Source organism: Geobacillus sp. C56-T3, from assembly GCF_000092445.1.
GTDB lineage: Bacteria > Bacillota > Bacilli > Bacillales > Anoxybacillaceae > Geobacillus > Geobacillus thermoleovorans.
In genome coordinates this window covers 1,659,555-1,676,888 of record NC_014206.1, presented here as the reverse complement: position 1 = coordinate 1,676,888, position 17,334 = coordinate 1,659,555, and the positions used below count along the sequence as shown (strand labels likewise).

At 51.2% G+C, this 17,334-nt stretch carries 15 protein-coding genes and 2 pseudogenes; 1 reads left to right on the top strand and 16 read right to left on the bottom strand.

Going from position 1 to position 17,334, the window contains the following annotated elements; all coding sequences use genetic code 11:
- Positions 1–3 precede the first annotated feature (3 nt).
- The 13 genes and pseudogenes from ureC to GC56T3_RS20295 all read right to left on the bottom strand — a co-directional run.
- The gene (gene ureC / locus GC56T3_RS08415) at positions 4–1,713 is read right to left on the bottom strand and encodes an urease subunit alpha (protein WP_013145137.1); all 1,710 of its coding nucleotides are present in this window, start codon (positions 1,711–1,713) and stop codon (positions 4–6) included.
- A complete protein-coding gene (locus GC56T3_RS08410) occupies positions 1,710–2,045 on the bottom strand; it encodes an urease subunit beta (RefSeq protein ID WP_013145136.1) in 336 nt (111 codons plus the stop codon). The genes ureC and GC56T3_RS08410 overlap by 4 nt, the downstream gene beginning before the upstream one ends.
- A 43-nt stretch (positions 2,046–2,088) precedes the next feature.
- Positions 2,089–2,394, bottom strand: coding sequence for an urease subunit gamma (locus GC56T3_RS08405; protein ID WP_011231418.1), 306 nt, complete (start codon positions 2,392–2,394; stop codon positions 2,089–2,091).
- Between the two features lie 84 nt (positions 2,395–2,478).
- The gene (gene urtE / locus GC56T3_RS08400; RefSeq protein ID WP_013145135.1) at positions 2,479–3,180 is read right to left on the bottom strand and encodes an urea ABC transporter ATP-binding subunit UrtE; all 702 of its coding nucleotides are present in this window, start codon (positions 3,178–3,180) and stop codon (positions 2,479–2,481) included.
- Complete coding sequence (gene urtD / locus GC56T3_RS08395; protein ID WP_013145134.1) at positions 3,159–3,923, bottom strand: urea ABC transporter ATP-binding protein UrtD; 765 nt, start codon at positions 3,921–3,923, stop codon at positions 3,159–3,161. Before urtD ends, urtE begins: the two co-directional genes overlap by 22 nt.
- Positions 3,898–4,955, bottom strand: a pseudogene (urtC, locus tag GC56T3_RS08390) (urea ABC transporter permease subunit UrtC). The gene urtD and the pseudogene urtC overlap by 26 nt, the downstream one beginning before the upstream one ends.
- A 9-nt stretch (positions 4,956–4,964) precedes the next feature.
- On the bottom strand, positions 4,965–5,864 hold the full coding sequence (gene urtB, locus GC56T3_RS08385; RefSeq protein WP_041468368.1) for an urea ABC transporter permease subunit UrtB: 900 nt from the start codon (positions 5,862–5,864) through the stop codon (positions 4,965–4,967).
- Positions 5,865–5,920: 56 nt separating this feature from the next.
- Positions 5,921–7,177 (bottom strand): urea ABC transporter substrate-binding protein, encoded by a 1,257-nt coding sequence (urtA, locus tag GC56T3_RS08380; protein WP_013145132.1) that lies wholly within the window; start codon positions 7,175–7,177, stop codon positions 5,921–5,923.
- Between the two features lie 320 nt (positions 7,178–7,497).
- Entirely contained in the window at positions 7,498–8,808 is a 1,311-nt protein-coding gene (locus GC56T3_RS08370) for a methyl-accepting chemotaxis protein (protein ID WP_013145131.1), read from the bottom strand.
- Positions 8,809–9,013: 205 nt separating this feature from the next.
- Positions 9,014–10,363: a GntP family permease gene (locus tag GC56T3_RS08365; RefSeq protein WP_041468362.1), complete on the bottom strand. Its 1,350-nt coding sequence runs from the start codon at positions 10,361–10,363 to the stop codon at positions 9,014–9,016.
- Between the two features lie 114 nt (positions 10,364–10,477).
- Positions 10,478–12,049: a gluconokinase gene (gene gntK, locus GC56T3_RS08360; protein WP_013145129.1), complete on the bottom strand. Its 1,572-nt coding sequence runs from the start codon at positions 12,047–12,049 to the stop codon at positions 10,478–10,480.
- A 17-nt stretch (positions 12,050–12,066) separates the two neighbouring features.
- A complete protein-coding gene (locus GC56T3_RS08355) occupies positions 12,067–13,083 on the bottom strand; it encodes a LacI family DNA-binding transcriptional regulator (RefSeq protein ID WP_013145128.1) in 1,017 nt (338 codons plus the stop codon).
- 254 nt (positions 13,084–13,337) lie between these two features.
- Positions 13,338–13,439: pseudogene (locus GC56T3_RS20295) on the bottom strand (transposase family protein); the annotation flags it as partial.
- A gap of 113 nt (positions 13,440–13,552) precedes the next feature.
- On the opposite strand from GC56T3_RS20295, the gene GC56T3_RS18565 reads away from it, so the two are divergent.
- A complete protein-coding gene (locus GC56T3_RS18565; RefSeq protein ID WP_227456710.1) occupies positions 13,553–13,981 on the top strand; it encodes a DUF5626 family protein in 429 nt (142 codons plus the stop codon).
- A gap of 305 nt (positions 13,982–14,286) precedes the next feature.
- On the opposite strand, the gene GC56T3_RS08350 is transcribed toward GC56T3_RS18565, so the two are convergent.
- The 3 genes from GC56T3_RS08350 to GC56T3_RS08340 all read right to left on the bottom strand — a co-directional run bounded on the left by GC56T3_RS08350 (position 14,287) and on the right by GC56T3_RS08340 (position 17,326).
- Complete coding sequence (locus GC56T3_RS08350; protein WP_013145126.1) at positions 14,287–15,189, bottom strand: Rpn family recombination-promoting nuclease/putative transposase; 903 nt, start codon at positions 15,187–15,189, stop codon at positions 14,287–14,289.
- 449 nt (positions 15,190–15,638) lie between these two features.
- Positions 15,639–16,574, bottom strand: a complete 936-nt coding sequence (locus GC56T3_RS08345) for an AEC family transporter (protein WP_013145125.1) — start codon at positions 16,572–16,574, stop codon at positions 15,639–15,641.
- Between the two features lie 59 nt (positions 16,575–16,633).
- Entirely contained in the window at positions 16,634–17,326 is a 693-nt protein-coding gene (locus GC56T3_RS08340) for a response regulator (protein WP_013145124.1), read from the bottom strand.
- Positions 17,327–17,334 lie beyond the last annotated feature (8 nt).

The window sequence follows — 17,334 nt, the reverse complement described above, 5'->3', positions numbered from 1 at the left end:
ACCTCAAAAAAGAAAATATCGTTGCGCCATGGCCACCACTTCGGCCGGCTCGCACGTCATGAGCCGCCCGTCGACCTTCACTTCATACGTCTGCGGATCGACATCGATTTGGGGCATGGCGTTGTTGAATACCATATCGTGTTTCGTCAACGAGCGAATGTTTCCAACCGGTTTGACGATTTTGTGCAGCCCCAGCTTGTCAGGAATGCCGCGCTCGAACGCCGCTTTGGATAAAAAGGTGATGGACGTTTTCGCGATGGCGGCGCCATAGCTGGCGAACATCGGGCGGTACAGCGCGGGCTGCGGCGTCGGAATGCTGGCGTTCGGGTCGCCCATCACGCTGTAGGCGATCATCCCGCCTTTGATGACGAGCTCAGGCTTGACCCCGAAAAAAGCGGGATGCCAAACGACCAAATCCGCGAATTTTCCGACTTCCACCGAGCCGACATATTCGGCAATCCCATGCGTAATGGCTGGATTGATCGTGTATTTGGCTACATACCGTTTGACGCGGACATTATCGCCCCGCCCCGTTTCCTCCGGCAAGCGGCCAAACTGTTTTTTCATTTTGTCGGCCGTTTGCCACGTGCGTAAAATGACTTCACCGACGCGCCCCATCGCTTGCGAGTCGGAACTGATCATGCTGAAGGCGCCGATGTCGTGCAAAATATCTTCAGCAGCGATCGTTTCTTTGCGGATGCGCGAATCGGCAAAGGCAATGTCTTCCGGAACGGACGGATCTAAATGATGGCACACCATTAACATATCTAAATGCTCATCAACCGTGTTTTTCGTATACGGCCGCGTCGGATTCGTGGAAGAAGGCAAAATGTTCGGGAAGCTGGCGACTTTCATAATATCGGGCGCATGCCCCCCTCCGGCTCCTTCCGTATGATATGTATGAATGACGCGCCCGTTAATGGCCTTCAGTGTATGCTCGACAAACCCGCCTTCATTCAATGTATCGGTATGAATGGCGACTTGCACATCGTACTCATCCGCCACTCGCAAGCACGCATCAATCGCCGCCGCCGTCGTTCCCCAGTCTTCATGAAGTTTGAGTCCAATCGCTCCGGCGCGGACTTGCTCAGCGATCGGCTCTTTCGCCGATGCGTTGCCTTTTCCTAAAAAACCGATATTCATCGGGAACGCTTCGGCGGCTTCAAGCATCCGGTAAATGTTCCACTCTCCCGGCGTGCACGTCGTGGCATTCGTTCCGGTCGCCGGCCCGGTCCCGCCGCCGATCATCGTCGTAATGCCCGATGACAGAGCGGTTTCGATTTGCTGCGGGCAAATGAAATGGATATGGGCGTCGACCCCGCCGGCTGTCACGATTTTTCCTTCCGCCGCGATCACTTCCGTTGAGGCGCCGATGACAATATTGACGCCATCCATTAACAGCGGATTCCCAGCCTTGCCGATGGCGGCGATGTTTCCATCTTTGATCCCGATATCGGCTTTGTAAATGCCGGTGTAATCAACGATGACGGCATTCGTCAGCACTAAATCGACCGCTTCGTTGCGGGTTGCGAGCGGATGTTGCCCCATCCCGTCGCGAATCACCTTCCCGCCGCCGAATTTCACTTCATCGCCGTAAACCGTATAGTCATGCTCAATTTCAATCCATAAGTCAGTATCCGCCAACCGGATGCAGTCCCCAGTCGTCGGCCCAAACATATCCGCGTATTGCCGTCTTGACATGGAAAAACTCATTCTCTTACTCCCCCCTTCCCGTTGTCATCAAGCGGACCGTTGACCATATTGTTTAATCCGTACACCCGGCGCTCGCCGGAGAACGGGACGAGCTCCACTTGCTTCGCATCCCCGGGTTCAAAACGGACCGCTGTCCCTGCAGGGATGTTCAAATGTTTTCCGTACGCCGACTGCCGGTCAAATTCAAGAAACGAGTTGACTTCAAAAAAGTGAAAATGGGAACCGACTTGCACCGGGCGATCGCCGCGGTTTACAACCGTCAGTTTCGTGGCCGATTTTTGTCGATTGCACACAACCGGTTCCTCACGCAATCGGTATTCTCCTGGGATCATATCATCACTCCTCTGTCCGCAGTCATGAAATCATCCAGCGCCGTTACGACCGGATCGGCTGGTGGACAGTGACGAGTTTCGTGCCGTCCGGAAACGTCGCCTCGACTTGAATCTCGTCGATCATGTCAGCGACGCCTTCCATCACATCATCGCGTGTCAAAATCGTCGCGCCGTATTGCATCAACTCCGCCACCGTCCGCCCGTCGCGGGCTCCTTCCAACAGCTCATACGTAATGAGCGCCACCGCTTCCGGATAATTCAGTTTCAATCCTCGTTCTTTCCGGCGGCGCGCCAAATCGGCGGCCACGACTATCAACAGCTTTTCCTGTTCGCGCGGAGTCAGTTTCACTCATCTCTTCCCCCTCATTGAATGCTCCCACCTATACTCGCAGGTTCAAGAAATCTCTCATTCACTAACACCGCTGTCTGCTGCTTAAACAGCAAGAAACGATTGAATATAAGTCAAATCAGCCCCATCGACATCCCCCTTCGCCACGACAGTGCCGCGATCCAAAATATAGAAACGATCGGCACAAGAAAACGCCAGCTCCACGTTATGTTCGACCAATACGATGCCAACCTGTTTTTCTTCGGCGATTTTCATAATCACATCATGAATCAACGCAACGATCGAGGGCTGAATGCCTTCCATCGGTTCATCAAGCAAGAGCAGTTTCGGCCGGCCGGCCAACGCGCGGGCGATGGCCAGCTGTTGCTGCTGTCCGCCGCTTAAATCCCCTCCCTTTCGCTGGCGCATCTCTTTTAATACTGGAAATAATGCATACATTTCCTCAAGGATCGGTTGAGGACGGACGTTCTCGGCTTGCGCTTCCAACCCGAGAAGGATATTTTCTTCCACTGTCAGCGCGGAGAAAATTTCCCTCCCTTGCGGCACATAGCCGATCCCTGCCCGCGCCCGACGCTCCGGCGGCCATCGCGTGATATCTTCTCCTTCCCATTCGATCACGCCTGACATCGGGCGAATCAACCCGATGATCGTTTTCATCAACGTCGTTTTGCCGACTCCGTTTCTGCCCAACACCGCCGTCACCCGGCTGAGAGGAATGTCCATGCAAACTTGATCGAGCACAACGCTTTCGTCATAGCCAGCGGTTACATTCCGGAGGCATAACACGCGTTTTTCCTCCTTCCAAGATACACATCGATGACTTGTTCGTTTTGCTGCACCTCATCAATCGAGCCTTCGCACAATACTTTTCCTTCATGCATGACCGTCACTTGCTTCGAATAACGGCGGACAAAGTCCATATCATGCTCCACAATGATCACCGCACAATGTTTGGCGATTTCGTGCAGCCATTCCCCCGTGCGCTCCCGTTCCGCCGCGCTCATGCCGGCAATCGGCTCATCCAATAAGAGAAGTTGCGGGCGCTGAATCAGCTGCATGCCAATTTCCAACCACTGCTTTTGGCCATGAGACAGGGTGCCCGCTAAGCGATGACGTTCATCAAGCAATCCAATTCTCTCTAGTTGTGCTGCCATGATCTCTTCCTCTTCTCCGGTCCGCTTCGCCCGCAAAACAGAACGCAGACGCCGGTCTTGTCGCATGGCCAACTCCATATTTTCCCATACCGTCAAAAATGGAAAAATGGAAGGGCTTTGAAACTTCCGGGCGATCCCCATTTGCACAATTTCATATTCGGGCCGTTTCGTGATGTCATGGGAGAAAAACAGCACTCGGCCGTCCGTCGCTCTCGTCCGTCCGCAAATGACATCGAGCAGCGTCGTTTTCCCCGCTCCGTTCGGGCCGATCAAAAACCGCACTTCATGAGGGTAAACCGCGAGATCAACACCTTGCAAAGCACGAAATCCATCGAAGTCAACGACGACGTCACGACACATCAACACGGGCTTCACGTTCATGCCCCCTTTTTGCTTTGATGCGAACGGCAACGAGCGATTCATAAATGCCCGCCAATCCTTTCGGAACCAATAACACGACAACGACAAACAGCGCGCCTAACAAAAGCAGCCATAGATCCGGATAATTTTCGCTTAAAAAGCTTTTCGCCGTGTTCATGACAACCGCGCCAATGATCGCGCCCATGAGCGATTGGCGTCCGCCGACAGCGGCCCATAACACCATTTCGATCGAAGGAATAATCCCCATCATCTCCGGGGAAATGAGCCCGACTTGCAGGACAAACAACGCCCAGCCACCCCGGCAAAGGCTGCTGACAAACTATACACAAACACTTTATAGACGGTCGGATTGAATCCTAAAAAACGAACCCGGTTTTCCGCGTCGCGAATCGCGATGAGCACCTTCCCCAACCGTCCGGACGTCAAGCGGCGCGCCGCGACGAAAATGAGAGCGAGACAGGCCGTTGTCAGCCAATACAAAACGATTTGGGTGAGCGGCGATGACAGCGAAAAACCAAACACGGTCGAAAAATTGGTCAAACCGTTCGTTCCGCCTGTCCATTCTTGCTTGCCGATAAACAACGTAACAAACACGACAACAACCGCCTGGGAAAGGAGAGAAAAATAGACACCTTTAATCCGATTTTTAAACGTTAAATAGCTTAATAGCGCAGCGAGCAACGTAGGAAGAGCGATCGCGGCGGCGATGGCCACCATAGGATGCGCAAACGGCTTCCAAAACCACGGCAGTTCGCGCACGCCGCTCCATTCCATAAAATCAGGCAAATGCCCTTGCGAAGCTTCGAGCTTCAAATACATCGCCATGCAATAAGCGCCTAACCCGAAGTACACCCCATGGCCGAGGCTCAAAATGCCGGTATAGCCCCAAATGAGGGAGATGCCGACCGCCACGATGGCAAAGCAAAGAAATTTGCCGAGCAGGGACAAGCGGAACTCGGTCAAATAAAACGGCGCAAGAAACAAGGCGGCAAAAAACAGCCAGTATCCCCAACGTTTGTTCACCATGCTCCCCCCTCAATCGAGCGACCGCGTTCTCACGCTAAGAAGACCGGATGGTTTCCATTGCAAGAAAGCAATAATCAAAACGAACACAATGACTTTGGCAATGGTGGCGCTTGTGGAATATTCGACGAACGTCGAAATCAAACCAATGCCAAATGCCCCCAGCAGCGTCCCGGCCAGTTTTCCCACTCCCCCTAAAATGACGACCATAAACGCATCGACAATATAGTATGTGCCGATCGTCGGCCCGATCGGCCCAAGCAAGGTCAACGCGCATCCCGCCACCCCCGCCAACCCTGAACCGATGGCAAACGAGTAAGCATCGACCTTTTGCGTGGCAATGCCGAGGCAGGCCGCCATCGACCGGTTCATGGTGACGGCTTGAATGCGTCGGCCAGCTCGTGTTTTCATTAAATACATATAGAGAAAGAAAACGATCGCCAACACAAGGCAAAGAAGAAACAACCGTTTATACGGAAACACTGCCCCAAACAAGCGGATTCCGCCATCCAGCCAGCTTGGCGGCACAACCGCCACGTTGGGCGCCCCAAAGATAAGGCGGGCGGTCTGTTGCAAAATCAAACTGATCCCCCATGTAGCCAACAAACTGTCCAACGGACGGCGATACAAATGGCGGATCAAACTTTTTTCCAACCCCCATCCAAGCAGAGCGGCGGCCAAAAATGACAATGGAATGGCGGCGACAAAATACAGCCCTGCCGAGTGCGGCATATGGCTAGTGAACCATCGCTGGATGACATAGGTCGTATACGCTCCGACCATCATCAGTTCACCGTGCGCCATATTGATGACACCCATCAGCCCGAACGTGATCGCCAACCCAATGGCAATCAAAAGCAAAATCGAACCGACGCTCAGCCCGTTGAATAATTGGTCAATGAACATCGCCATCCCCCCTCTCATGTCCGCTGGGCGAGAAGGAAGGAAATCCCTTCCTTCCAAGTGAACTATTCACTTAATCCTTTCGCCCATGGGTAGCTCTTTAAATACGGATCTGGCTTCACCGGCTGGCCGGAATTCCATAACTCTTTGAATTGTCCGTCCGCTTGGATTTCGCCAATGCGCACCGTTTTCCATAGATGCTGCGTTTCCCCGTCAATTTTCACCGTTCCTTCCGGCGCCTTGTATTCAAGGCCGGCCGCCGCTTTTTTCACTTGATCAACATCAAAGGAACCGGCTTTTTTCACCGCTTCGGCCCATAAATGAACTGCCGTATACGCCGCTTCAATCGGGTCATCAGTCACGCGGTCTTGTCCATACTTTTCTTTATACTTTTGTACAAATGCCTTATTCTCCGGTGTATCGGTCGTCTGGAAATAGTTCCACACAGCCAAATGACCGGCCAACACATCCGGCCCGATCCCGCGGATTTCTTCTTCTGCGATGCTGACGGACATCACCGTCACGTCTTTCGGTGTGATGCCAGCGTCTTTCAACTGTTTGAAAAAGGCGACATTGCTATCGCCGTTGAGCGTATTGAAGACGACAGCCGGTTTCACTTGTTTGATTTTGCTGATAATGGTGCTATAATCGGTATGGCCGAGCGGCGTATATTCTTCCCCGACCACTTGCCCGCCTTCGGCCTTCAGCTGAGCCTTGATGATTTTGTTGGCTGTCCGCGGAAAGACGTAATCCGACCCGAGCAAGAAAAACGTTTTGCCGCGGTTTTTCAAGAGCCAGCTGACCGCCGGAACGATTTGTTGATTCGTCGTCGCCCCGGTGTAAAAGATGTTCGGCGACGACTCCATCCCTTCATATTGCACCGGATACCAAAGCAGCCCATTGTTTTGCTCCACAACCGGAAGCATCGCTTTGCGGCTCGCCGATGTCCAACCGCCAAAAATGACGGCCACTTGATCTTTTTGCAGCAGTTTTTTCGCCTTTTCGGCAAACGTCGGCCAGTCCGACGCCCCATCTTCCACAACCGGTTCAATTTTCTTGCCGAGCAGCCCCCCGGATGCATTGATTTCCTCGATCGCCATTAACTCGGCATCGCGCAGCGACACTTCACTGATGGCCATCGTTCCGCTCAGTGAGTGGAGAATCCCTACTTTGACCGTATCGCCTTCTTTACTAGCCGAAGACGAATCCTTTTTGTTTTCGTTTTTTGCTTGATCAACAGCTGATGACGCCGCACATCCCCCAAGGGCAAAAACGCTGATGCATAAAAGCAACCATAATTTCCGCATGAATGTTGGTTTCATTCGGACACCCTTCCCCCCTATTCACTTCTAAAATCAATGAGTCCCTATACCTCGTTCATCTAGCAAAGCGGCCTCCCTCCCTTGTTCCTCAAAGGTGATGAGTGATATCCATTTTGTGTAAACCATCTTGAGGATGTGTTCTTGATTAGCAGTGTAAGGCCTAGATATAATTGATTCAACAATATTGTCACATTTTATTACATATTTTGTTATATTTATTATCACAAAAGAGTATACACCATTATTTCTAAACCAATTGATCGCTCCTAAAAACAAAAAACACCCCAAAAAGGCACACATGCGCCTTTTCAGGGCGTCTTTCATTTCGAAAGCGCCAAATCCGCTCCGATGACTCCGACAATTTGACCGTTATGATCCGTAATGGGAGCGGACACCGTGACACAAAGATGTTTCGTCAATGCCGATACATACGGATCGGAAACGTACACTGTTCCTCCGCTGGCTTCCTGAAACCACGACCGGACTTTGGCGTTGACCAATCCGGCTGGCGGGTTCGAATACACAAACGTGCCATCAAGACGATTCGACCAGACGGCCTCAATTTCTCCGTTCTGGGATAAAAATTGGTCCAACACTCGTCGGTGCATGGCCTCATCCATTTGTTCCAACGGAGCTGACTGAAGCAAAGCGGATAGTTTCTGAATCATGTTTTTCACCACCGCATCATCGACAGAAATCGTTTCCCTCATCCAATCACGCCCGATCATTTGTTGCAGCTCCTCCGCTGTCTTTTGCAACGCTTCGTTAATGCGCAAAATCTGTCCGACGCTCTCGTGCTGTTCGTTCATATCCGCCGTCACTCGCTCGACAAACCGTTGATTTTCCCGGCTCAATTGCACGATTTCTTCAAGCAGGCCGGCGATTTCTTTCACGCTGTCCGACTGTCCAGACGCCGACTGGACAGAAGAGGAGACGAGGTCCGTCATATCATTCAGCTGCCGCTGCAACGAATGAAGGAACGCCATAATCGCTTCCATCTCTTTTTCTTCGACATCGATTTGCTTTGTTTCTTCGCGAACGATATCGGTCGTCGCTGCGATTTCGCGTTGAATAAGCGACAAAATGTCTTGCGTTTGCTGGACGGCTTCGGACGTTTGGCTCGCCAGCATGCCGATCTCGCGCGCGACGACCGCAAACCCGCGCCCGTGTTCTCCAGCACGGGCTGCTTCAATATTGGCGTTGAGCGACAAAATTTTCGTTTTTTGTGAAATCTCGCCGATCGCCGATATAATTTGATTGATGCGTTGAGAATGATGAACGAGGTGATTCATTTGTTTCAACAACGTTTCATGTTGGGAGCGCAATGCTCGAATTTCCTTTTGCAACGTTTCTAATGAATTCCATGAATGCAACCATTGTTCAGAAAACTGCCGGCTGCTTGCATGAATGTCGTTTGAAGAGGCAGCAATGTCTTTCGCCGCTTCCTCGATTGCCCGCATTTTTTTCGCCACTTTTTCTGTATACTCCACCGTTTTTTCGCTGTGATCCATCAGCTCTGCTGCACTGTTCCGGCTTGAATCGGAAATGTCATTCAGCGAAAGTGCCGCCATCTTCATCTGTTCCATCGCCGCCTTGAGCTGATCGACGGCCACGACAATTTGCCTTGCCATTTGTTGTGATCCTCCCTGCATTTCCTCATGTCGAGGCTGATCCAATTCACGCTTTGTTTTTCGCGCCGCACGTCTCGCAAAAATCAATGGACGTCACTCCTTATGTAATTTTTTATTACATAATTATAATATAAAATATGACAAAAGGGCATATAAAAATAAGACGCCCGTTCTCCTAAAAAACAGGCGTCTTGCATTGGAAAGGCTAGAGGACCATATTCAATAACAAAATGAAGACAAACGCCACCACCGAAATAATCGTCTCCATCGCCGTCCATGTCATGAGCGTTTCTTTGACGGTCATGCCGAAATACTCTTTGATCATCCAGAAGCCGGAGTCGTTGACGTGCGACAAGATCAAGGATCCGGCTCCGGTTGCCAAGACGAGCAGTTCCACGTTCGTACCCGGCATGGTGGCCGCAATCGGCGCCACAATGCCAGCGGCGGTCATCATTGACACAGTCGCTGACCCGGTCGCCACGCGGATGAGAGCGGCGATGCCCCAACCTAACAGGAGCGGGGATAAGTGCGAGTGTTTCGCCACTTCAGCGATTTGTTCGCCGATGCCGGAATCAAGAAGCACTTTGTTGAATGCACCGCCCGCCCCGATGATAAGCAGGATGTTCGCGACCGGACCAAGGCAGTCATTGGCGAACTTCAGCACGGCGTCGCGATTGAAGCCGCGGGCGTAGCCAAGGCTGAAGAACGAATAAACCGTAGCGATCAGCAGCGCCACAATCGGGTCGCCGATAAAGCGCAGCACTTTCGCTGCTTCAGACTTTTGATCAAGCGTGACGTTGGCGATCGAAGCAATCAACATCAAAATAACGGGAAGCAAAATCGTAAACAGCGTATTTCCGAAGCCTGGAAGCTCCCGTGCTTCTTTATGTTGCACGAGCTGTTCGGCGATTTCCGCCGGCACTTTTTTATACATGCGCGAGCCGATCCATTTGCCGTACAGCGGCCCAGCAATGATCGCCGTCGGAAGGCCGACAATGATCGAATACAAAATCGTTTTTCCGACATCCGCCTTAAAAATGCCGACTGCCGCCATCGCCGCCGGGTGCGGCGGGACAAGGCCGTGCACGACAGACAAACCGGCGACAAGCGGAATGCCGATCGTGACCAGTGAAATGCCTGTTTCCATCGCAATCGTAAAAACAAGCGGAATAAGCAAGACAAACCCGACTTGGAAAAAGACCGGAATCCCGACTAAAAAGGCGACGACCATCATCGCCCAATGGACGCGTTTTTGGCCGAAGCGGTCGATCAACGTTTTCGCAATGCGCTCAGCGCCGCCCGATTCAGCCATCATTTTGCCAAGCATCGTCCCAAGAGCCAAGACGATCGCTAAAAAGCCTAGCGTATTGCCCAGCCCTGCTTTAATCGAATCGATGATGCCCGGCGTTTCCGGCGACGGCGCGATAAGCGGCATGCCCATCGCCAGCCCGACGCCGACGGACACTAAAATAAGGGCGACAAACGGATGCATTTTCGCCGCCGTAATGAGCAATAACAAGACAATAATAGCGGCCACAACAATGGCAATTCCCATCATGCACTCCTCCTTGGTTTTGAGATAAATCGATTTAGTGCAAAAAAGCAAGCGGTTTCACGTTTTTAGAGAAAAAGAGGGGGTAAATCGATTTAGTGCCCGCCAATGATGGGGCTAAACCGATTTCGTTTCCGACCCCTTTTCCCCATTCCGCCGTTGAAACGCGGCGATGATGTTAAACTCCTCTTTCAACCGCTCATACAAGCGGGCATACAAATCAAACAGTTCAGCGTAAATGAGCGTATGTTCTTCCTTCGGTTCATGACGGGCTGTCGTGTCGATCCACGTTTTCACCGTTTCGAGCGACGGCAGCTCGCCTAACGCGTAAAGCGCCACCGCAGCCGCCCCTAACGCCGACGCTTCATGCGTTTGCGGCACGATGAGCGGTTTGCCCAACATATCAGAAAGCATTTGCCGCCAAAACGGCGATTTGGCAAATCCGCCCGAGACGCGTATTTCCGTCATCGGCCCCGTGACATCGCGAATGGCCAAGGCGACAGAGAGAATGCTGAAGCAGACGCCTTCCATGACAGCACGGATGAAATGCTCGCGCTTATGGTGCAGGCCGAGGCCGAAAAACGTTCCGCGCGCATTCGCATTCCAATACGGCGCCCGCTCGCCCGATAAAAACGGCAAAAACACCAGCCCCTCGGATCCAGGCGGAACACGTTCGGCGTATTTCGTCAACAAATCGTATGGATCCATTCCGAGCTTTTTCGCCACTTCCCGCTCCTGGGCGCCGAACTCATCGCGCAGCCAGCGAAGCAAAATGCCCCCGTTGTTCGTCGGACCGCCGACGACCCAATAGCCGGGCGTCAACGCATAACAAAACGTCCGCCCTTTTTCGTCCGTCGTCGGGGTCGCGGCAATCGTCCGCACCGCCCCGCTCGTTCCGATCGTGATGGCCGCTTCACCCGGGAGCACCGCCCCAACGCCGACATTGGCGAGCACGCCGTCGCTCGCGCCGATGACGACGGGCACGTCAGGGGGCACCCCCATTTTTTCCGCCCACTCTTTTTTCATTCCGCTAAGCACGTGTGTCGCCGGCACAAGGCGCGGCAATTGTTCACGGCGAAGCCCGACAAGAGCGAGCGCCTCCTCATCCCAATCGAGCGTGTCCAACTGAAACAACCCTGTCGCCGATGCCATCGAATGGTCAGCGACATAGTCACCGTACAGGCGATACAGCACATAATCTTTCACCGACACAAACCAGTGCGCTTGCTGAAATACATCCGGCTGCTCCTCCTTGAGCCAAAGCAATTTCGATAACGGCGACATCGGATGGATCGGCGTCCCCGTCCGCCGATAAATGGCAAGCCCGTTTTGCTCTTTCAACAACCGCTCCGCTTGGGCGACGCTTCGGTTGTCGGCCCAGATGAGGAGACGGGTGAGCGGCCGCCCCGACTCGTCAAGCGCCATAATCGAGTGCATCGCCGCGCTCAAGCCCATCGCTTTCACCTGCTCTGGGCGGATACCATAGCGGACTGTCACCGCCCCGACCGCTTGAATGACCGCCGCAAACAGCTCATCAGGATCCTGCTCGGCAAATCCCGGATGCGGCTGGATGATCGGATAGTCGACGGCGTGAGAAGCCAGCACCTTCCCCCGCCCGTCAAACACGACCGCTTTCGTACTTGTCGTTCCAATATCAATCCCAATGACGACGTCCCCGTGAATCGCCATCGTTTCTCCTCCCTTCTTCATGCCTTCCCCCGCCTGATCGATGTCCGTTCCATCAATACCGGGGAGAAACGAAATACGCGCGGACCGTCGGTTTTTTTCGCTTTCATTTGGTCAAATACTCGCTCCGCCGCTTTTTTTCCCATCACAAACGTTGGCTGGGCGATCGTCGTCAACGCCGGTGTATAAATATCGGCAAACGGCACATCGTCAATATTGATGATCGCCAGTTCATCCGGCATGCGGATGCCCGTCTCCTTCACAAACCGCAAAACGCCCATTAACGTCAAGTCGTTAATCGCAAACAAGGCATTGGGCCGCTTCGGTTCGGCAAATCGTTGTTTCAACACTTCCGGCAGCGCGCCCGGATCAGCGGCGATGATGTTCCGTTCTTCAACGTCCAGCCCTCTTTTGCGCATAGCCGCCCGAAACCCTTCCAACCGCTCCATCCGCGGCACGTTGTAAGGGACAAGCGGAGGGGTGACAATAGCGATGCGCCCATAACCGTTGGAAGCGAAATAATCGACTGCCATCTCCGCGGCAGCAAAGTTATCCAGAAGCACGCTGTCCGCCCCCACCCCCGGCACCATCCGGTCGACAAACACAAGCGGAAAGCGCTCCTCCACAAGGCGGCGGTAGACCTCTTCATTTTTCCCTGTCGGAAACACGATCATCCCGTCCACTTGCTTCGCCAGCAGCGTCTCGATGTATGTTTTTTCTTTGTCCGGATCATCGCCGGAGTTGCAGACAATGACTTGAAACCCGCGCTTTTGGCATTCCTCTTCAATGGCGTGCAGCACTTGCGTCGTCAACATATGAAGCATGTTGAACACAATCACGCCAATGGTCGCTGTCGTCTTTTGCTTTAAGCTGCGGGCGATGATGTTCGGCTGATACCCAAGCTCTTCGATCGCCTCGGCGATGCGTTTTCTCGTCTCCTCGCTCATATACTCATAGCGCTTATTTAAGTATTGTGACACCGTACTTTTCGAAACGTTGGCCAATTTCGCGACATCGGCCATCGTTACTTTTTTCAACTGGGATCCCTCTTTCAGACTAAATCGATTTAGTTCAAAAGCGTTTTCATAAACCGGTTTAGCTTTATTATAAACCAAGTGAAAGCGGTTTACAATAGTTTTTGATTGAAATCCTAAAAGGCCGGTGAAAAACGGCTGTCACGAGCAAATCAGCGGCATTTCGCCAAAAAAGAAGGCTGATTTCGCAAGGTTTTGCTAATTGAGAAATAGCTGGAACTAGCAGCATTTTGTACTTTTTCACCAGCCTCCTAAAGCGGCAGAGAAAGTTCGAAAATCCAACGTTCTTCTTCTTTTCGCACCTTTTGAATCAAAACGTCTGGTCAATCGATGAGTTCTTTGATAAACGGAGAATACATGCGAATGTTCCTCCAATGGCTTGGTCACCTTTACCATACAGGAACATTCGCATTTTTTGTACCCTCTATTTTTCCTATGCATACCTATCTTAAAATCTCAAGTACAACTTGTGGTGAAGAGCCAAAAAATTTATAATGAAAATGGTGAGTACGTAGGGACTCTTGGTATTGAGCCTGTGCTATCAGCAGGATCAAATGATAATATTATGTCAGCTTTAGCTTCATATAAAGTCGGCACAGGGAATAGTACTTGGAAGATTTATTGGTACTCTGGAACTGTCAATTATCATTTTTATGTGGATATTAATATTAGTAGTACTGGGTTAGCCACAATAACACGAGCTTATAATGGATGGTATTTTATAACTCCTCCTTACACCGTTAAAAAAGATTGGATCTCTATTCTTAGAAAAACAGAAACATATACTTTACCAGCCGAAGCTAGATATCATCTAACCCTTAATAGCATTTGGGGTGGAGAATGGACTATTTATTTATATGCTCGTGTGAAGGATCAAACATTGTATACCGGTACCAATTAACAAAAAGGAGAATGGGACATGCTGACCACCATTACGTCTATTTTAGGCTACCTTTTTATAGGTGTCGTTATTTTAGCTGTTTTTATGGTTTTTAAATTCGTGAGAAAACGGTAAAAAATTAGAAGACTGATAATAAAAGAAAAACGCCGTTCATAAATCGAAAAAGTTCCCAAAACACGGCGTTTCCAAAAACCTCCCCTGGGAACGAAACGTCCGAAGGCTCTAACAAGACGGCCGCCGCCCTTTATGAGGGATTTGACGCCATTGCGGGCGGCGACGTTCGCTCTAGCCAGGGGGCATCCGACTTACTGCTTCACCTTTTCAATCGTCTCAACCGGCAGCCCGGTCAGTTCGTGGATCGTGTCGACCTCGTACCCTTTCGCCAGCATTCTCTTCACCACGTCGAGCTTCCCTTCCTCGATCCCTTGTTGGCGTCCTTGCTTCATCCCCTGTTCGATTCCTTGTTGGATTCCCTTTTCCATCCCCCGCTGTTCGTATGAGACGATGAGCTCCATCACACGCTTCGCTTCCTTCGTTTCCATTTGGCTCACCTCGTTTCGCAGTTTCGCTTCCTCCTCTTCGGATAACCGCAAATACGTCTCGAAAAAACCGAACAACAGCCGCTGTTTCGCCTCATCGAGCTCGAGGCGGACGAGCATGCGCAAAAATTCCTTTTTCACTTCGACTTTCTCATCTTCATTATACCCCATTTTGCTTAGCAAAGCAGCGGCGACAGGGTTGGCATGGCGGATGTACGCCCGCCACGGCAGTTTGCGCAGCTCCACCGTCAGAAAGCGGAAGTCGAGAACGGTCAAAAACGGAAACTGCATGACCAATGAGGAAGGTTCATCGTATTGTTCGTCATAGCTGAAGATGGCAATCGGGAGAATGCGGCGGCGGTATTTTTGAAACAAGCGGCTGAAGTAGAGGAACATTCGCTCGGGGAAGGTCCGCTGGGTGTAGCTTTGATGCTCGACATGAACAATGACGAGCCCGTCTTTCCCTTTTACCTTTGTTTCGACCAACAAGTCGACGCGGTGCTTCTCTCCGGCCGTCACATCGGTGAACAGTTCCTCGGAGAGGAAAGAGAGATGGTGAACGTCAATGTGCTCGTACACGTCGGGAAAGAAAAGAAGCAAAAACTCCTCAAAAAATGTCGACAGCAACTCTTTGAACAACCGGTCATGATCGATTCGCTTCCTAGCCACGTTTTCCCTCCCTGCAATGTCGGATTCACCGTACTGTATTCGCTCTTCGCAGCCGAATTCCTCCTCATCCCTCCCATGTTTTTGGGCATGCGCCATGTCGCATTTGTCCTTTTCCTATGTCGAGCGGTAAAACAAGCTGAACTCAGCGGCAGTTCAGCTGTGGCAGGAGACAGTTTCAGTTCCTCATAGGTACGATAAAAAACTTGTTTCGCGGCGTAAAGCACTTGCTGGATGCGCAGTTTCAGTTCCTCATAGGTACGATAAAAAACCCAAACCATGCGCATAAAATCAAGCTTTTCTCTTTGGACTGTTTTTAGAATATAATGTTTAAAAATTCCGTTAATTCGGTCTAGCCGTGTTGGCTGTTAGGAGTTTGACGAGAAAAGACATTGTCGTCGATCCTCCGGGATTTTTGCACGATTGGGGATCGACGACAGCTTGCCCCGTTTTCATCCGCCAATCGGAAACAGCAATCGTGCTGCATACACAACGCCGGTAACGGTAATGGCACTCAACAAGGTCGACACCAGCACCGCCTGGGCAGCATAGTCTGGGTGGCAGTCATACTCGAGTGCATACAGCGCTGTATTGCGCGAGCACGGATAGGAACTGGCAATGAGCAATGCCTGAGCCGTCACTCCATCCATTCCTAATAGAAAGATCAAAGACGCAGCCAACAGCGGCGACAAAATCAAGCGCCCGAACACACTCACATACACAAGCGGCGGCAAGGCAGTAAAACGGGCGTAGGCGATTTGCGCCCCCAACGTAAAGAGAGCGACGGCCAAAAACGCGTCGGCAACCCGCTGAAGCGGCGTCCATAAAAATGATGGGATTGGGACGTGAAGCCATCGGCAGACCAAACCGAGGAACAGCGCGTGAAGAACGGGATTTTTCCATATCTCCGCAGTCCATTTTCCTTTTTTTTCATTACCGGATACAAACTGGTATACCCCATATGTATTCGTCAAGAAATTTTGAAAGATCGTCACCATAATTTGAATCGTCGCCCCGAGCGGATGTTGATGAAATACAAGCTGACTGACCGGGATGCCGAAATTACCTGAGTTGTTCAACACAATAGTGTTTTGAAATACGGCTGACAAACTCCGTTCCAATTTGAATAACTTGGCCATCATCATACTCAAAACGATAAGTCCACTGTTTTGCAACAAGAGAAATCCTAAGATGGCCGCCAACACCTTTCCATTCAACTCACTGTCATACACGTTGATGAATGCGACTGCCGGCAGCAGGACGTACATGTTCAATTTGGATAACGTATTGAGGTCAAGATGAAAGAAGCGGTGAAGCCCTGCCCCCAAGCCGACAATCAACAACATCGGAACCATCACTTGCAATAAAATGCCGCTAAAAACAGCCAAGACGCTCTCCTCTCTTTCTTTATCCATATAATGGATGTTTCATTTTTGAAAATCCATATCTACATTTTCTTCTTGTAAACTCGTTCCGGCCGCCCAACGGATCCATAGGTAATATCAGCTGTCACTTGATCAATCGAGACAAGATACTCCAAATAACGACGAGCCGTCGTCCGGCTCGTGCCGATTTGCCGCCCCACTTCTTCAGCGGCGATGCCTTCCGGGCACTGTCTCACAACCGCCAACACTTTTTCTAGGGTCAATGGCTGAATGCCTTTAGGCAACATGGGCTGGTCCTTAACGGACACTTCTCTTCCAATTAATGCATCAACATCTTCTTGGCCAATCCACTCTTTCTCTTTCACCCACCGTTGCATTTTGTCATAATACTCCTTGTATCGATTTAACGTTTCCACAAAACGGTCAAACATAATCGGCTTGATGATGTAATCAAACACTCCGCCATGCAGCGCTTGTTTCAGTACATCTACTTCCCGGGCTGCGGTAATCATAATGATATCAATATCCGAAAAATGTTCACGAACCCATTTCAAAAACGAAAGGCCGTTCATATCAGGAAAATAGACGTCAAGCAACAACACGTCTGGCCGCAACACCTCCGTCAATTCCCTTGCCTCTTCAGCGTTCGTGGCGATGCCGACCACTTCATAACCGTTCACTTTCTCAACAAAGCGCCGATTGATTTCCGCAATGCGACGGTCGTCTTCAATAATCAGTACACGAATCGGCAACATCGGTTCCC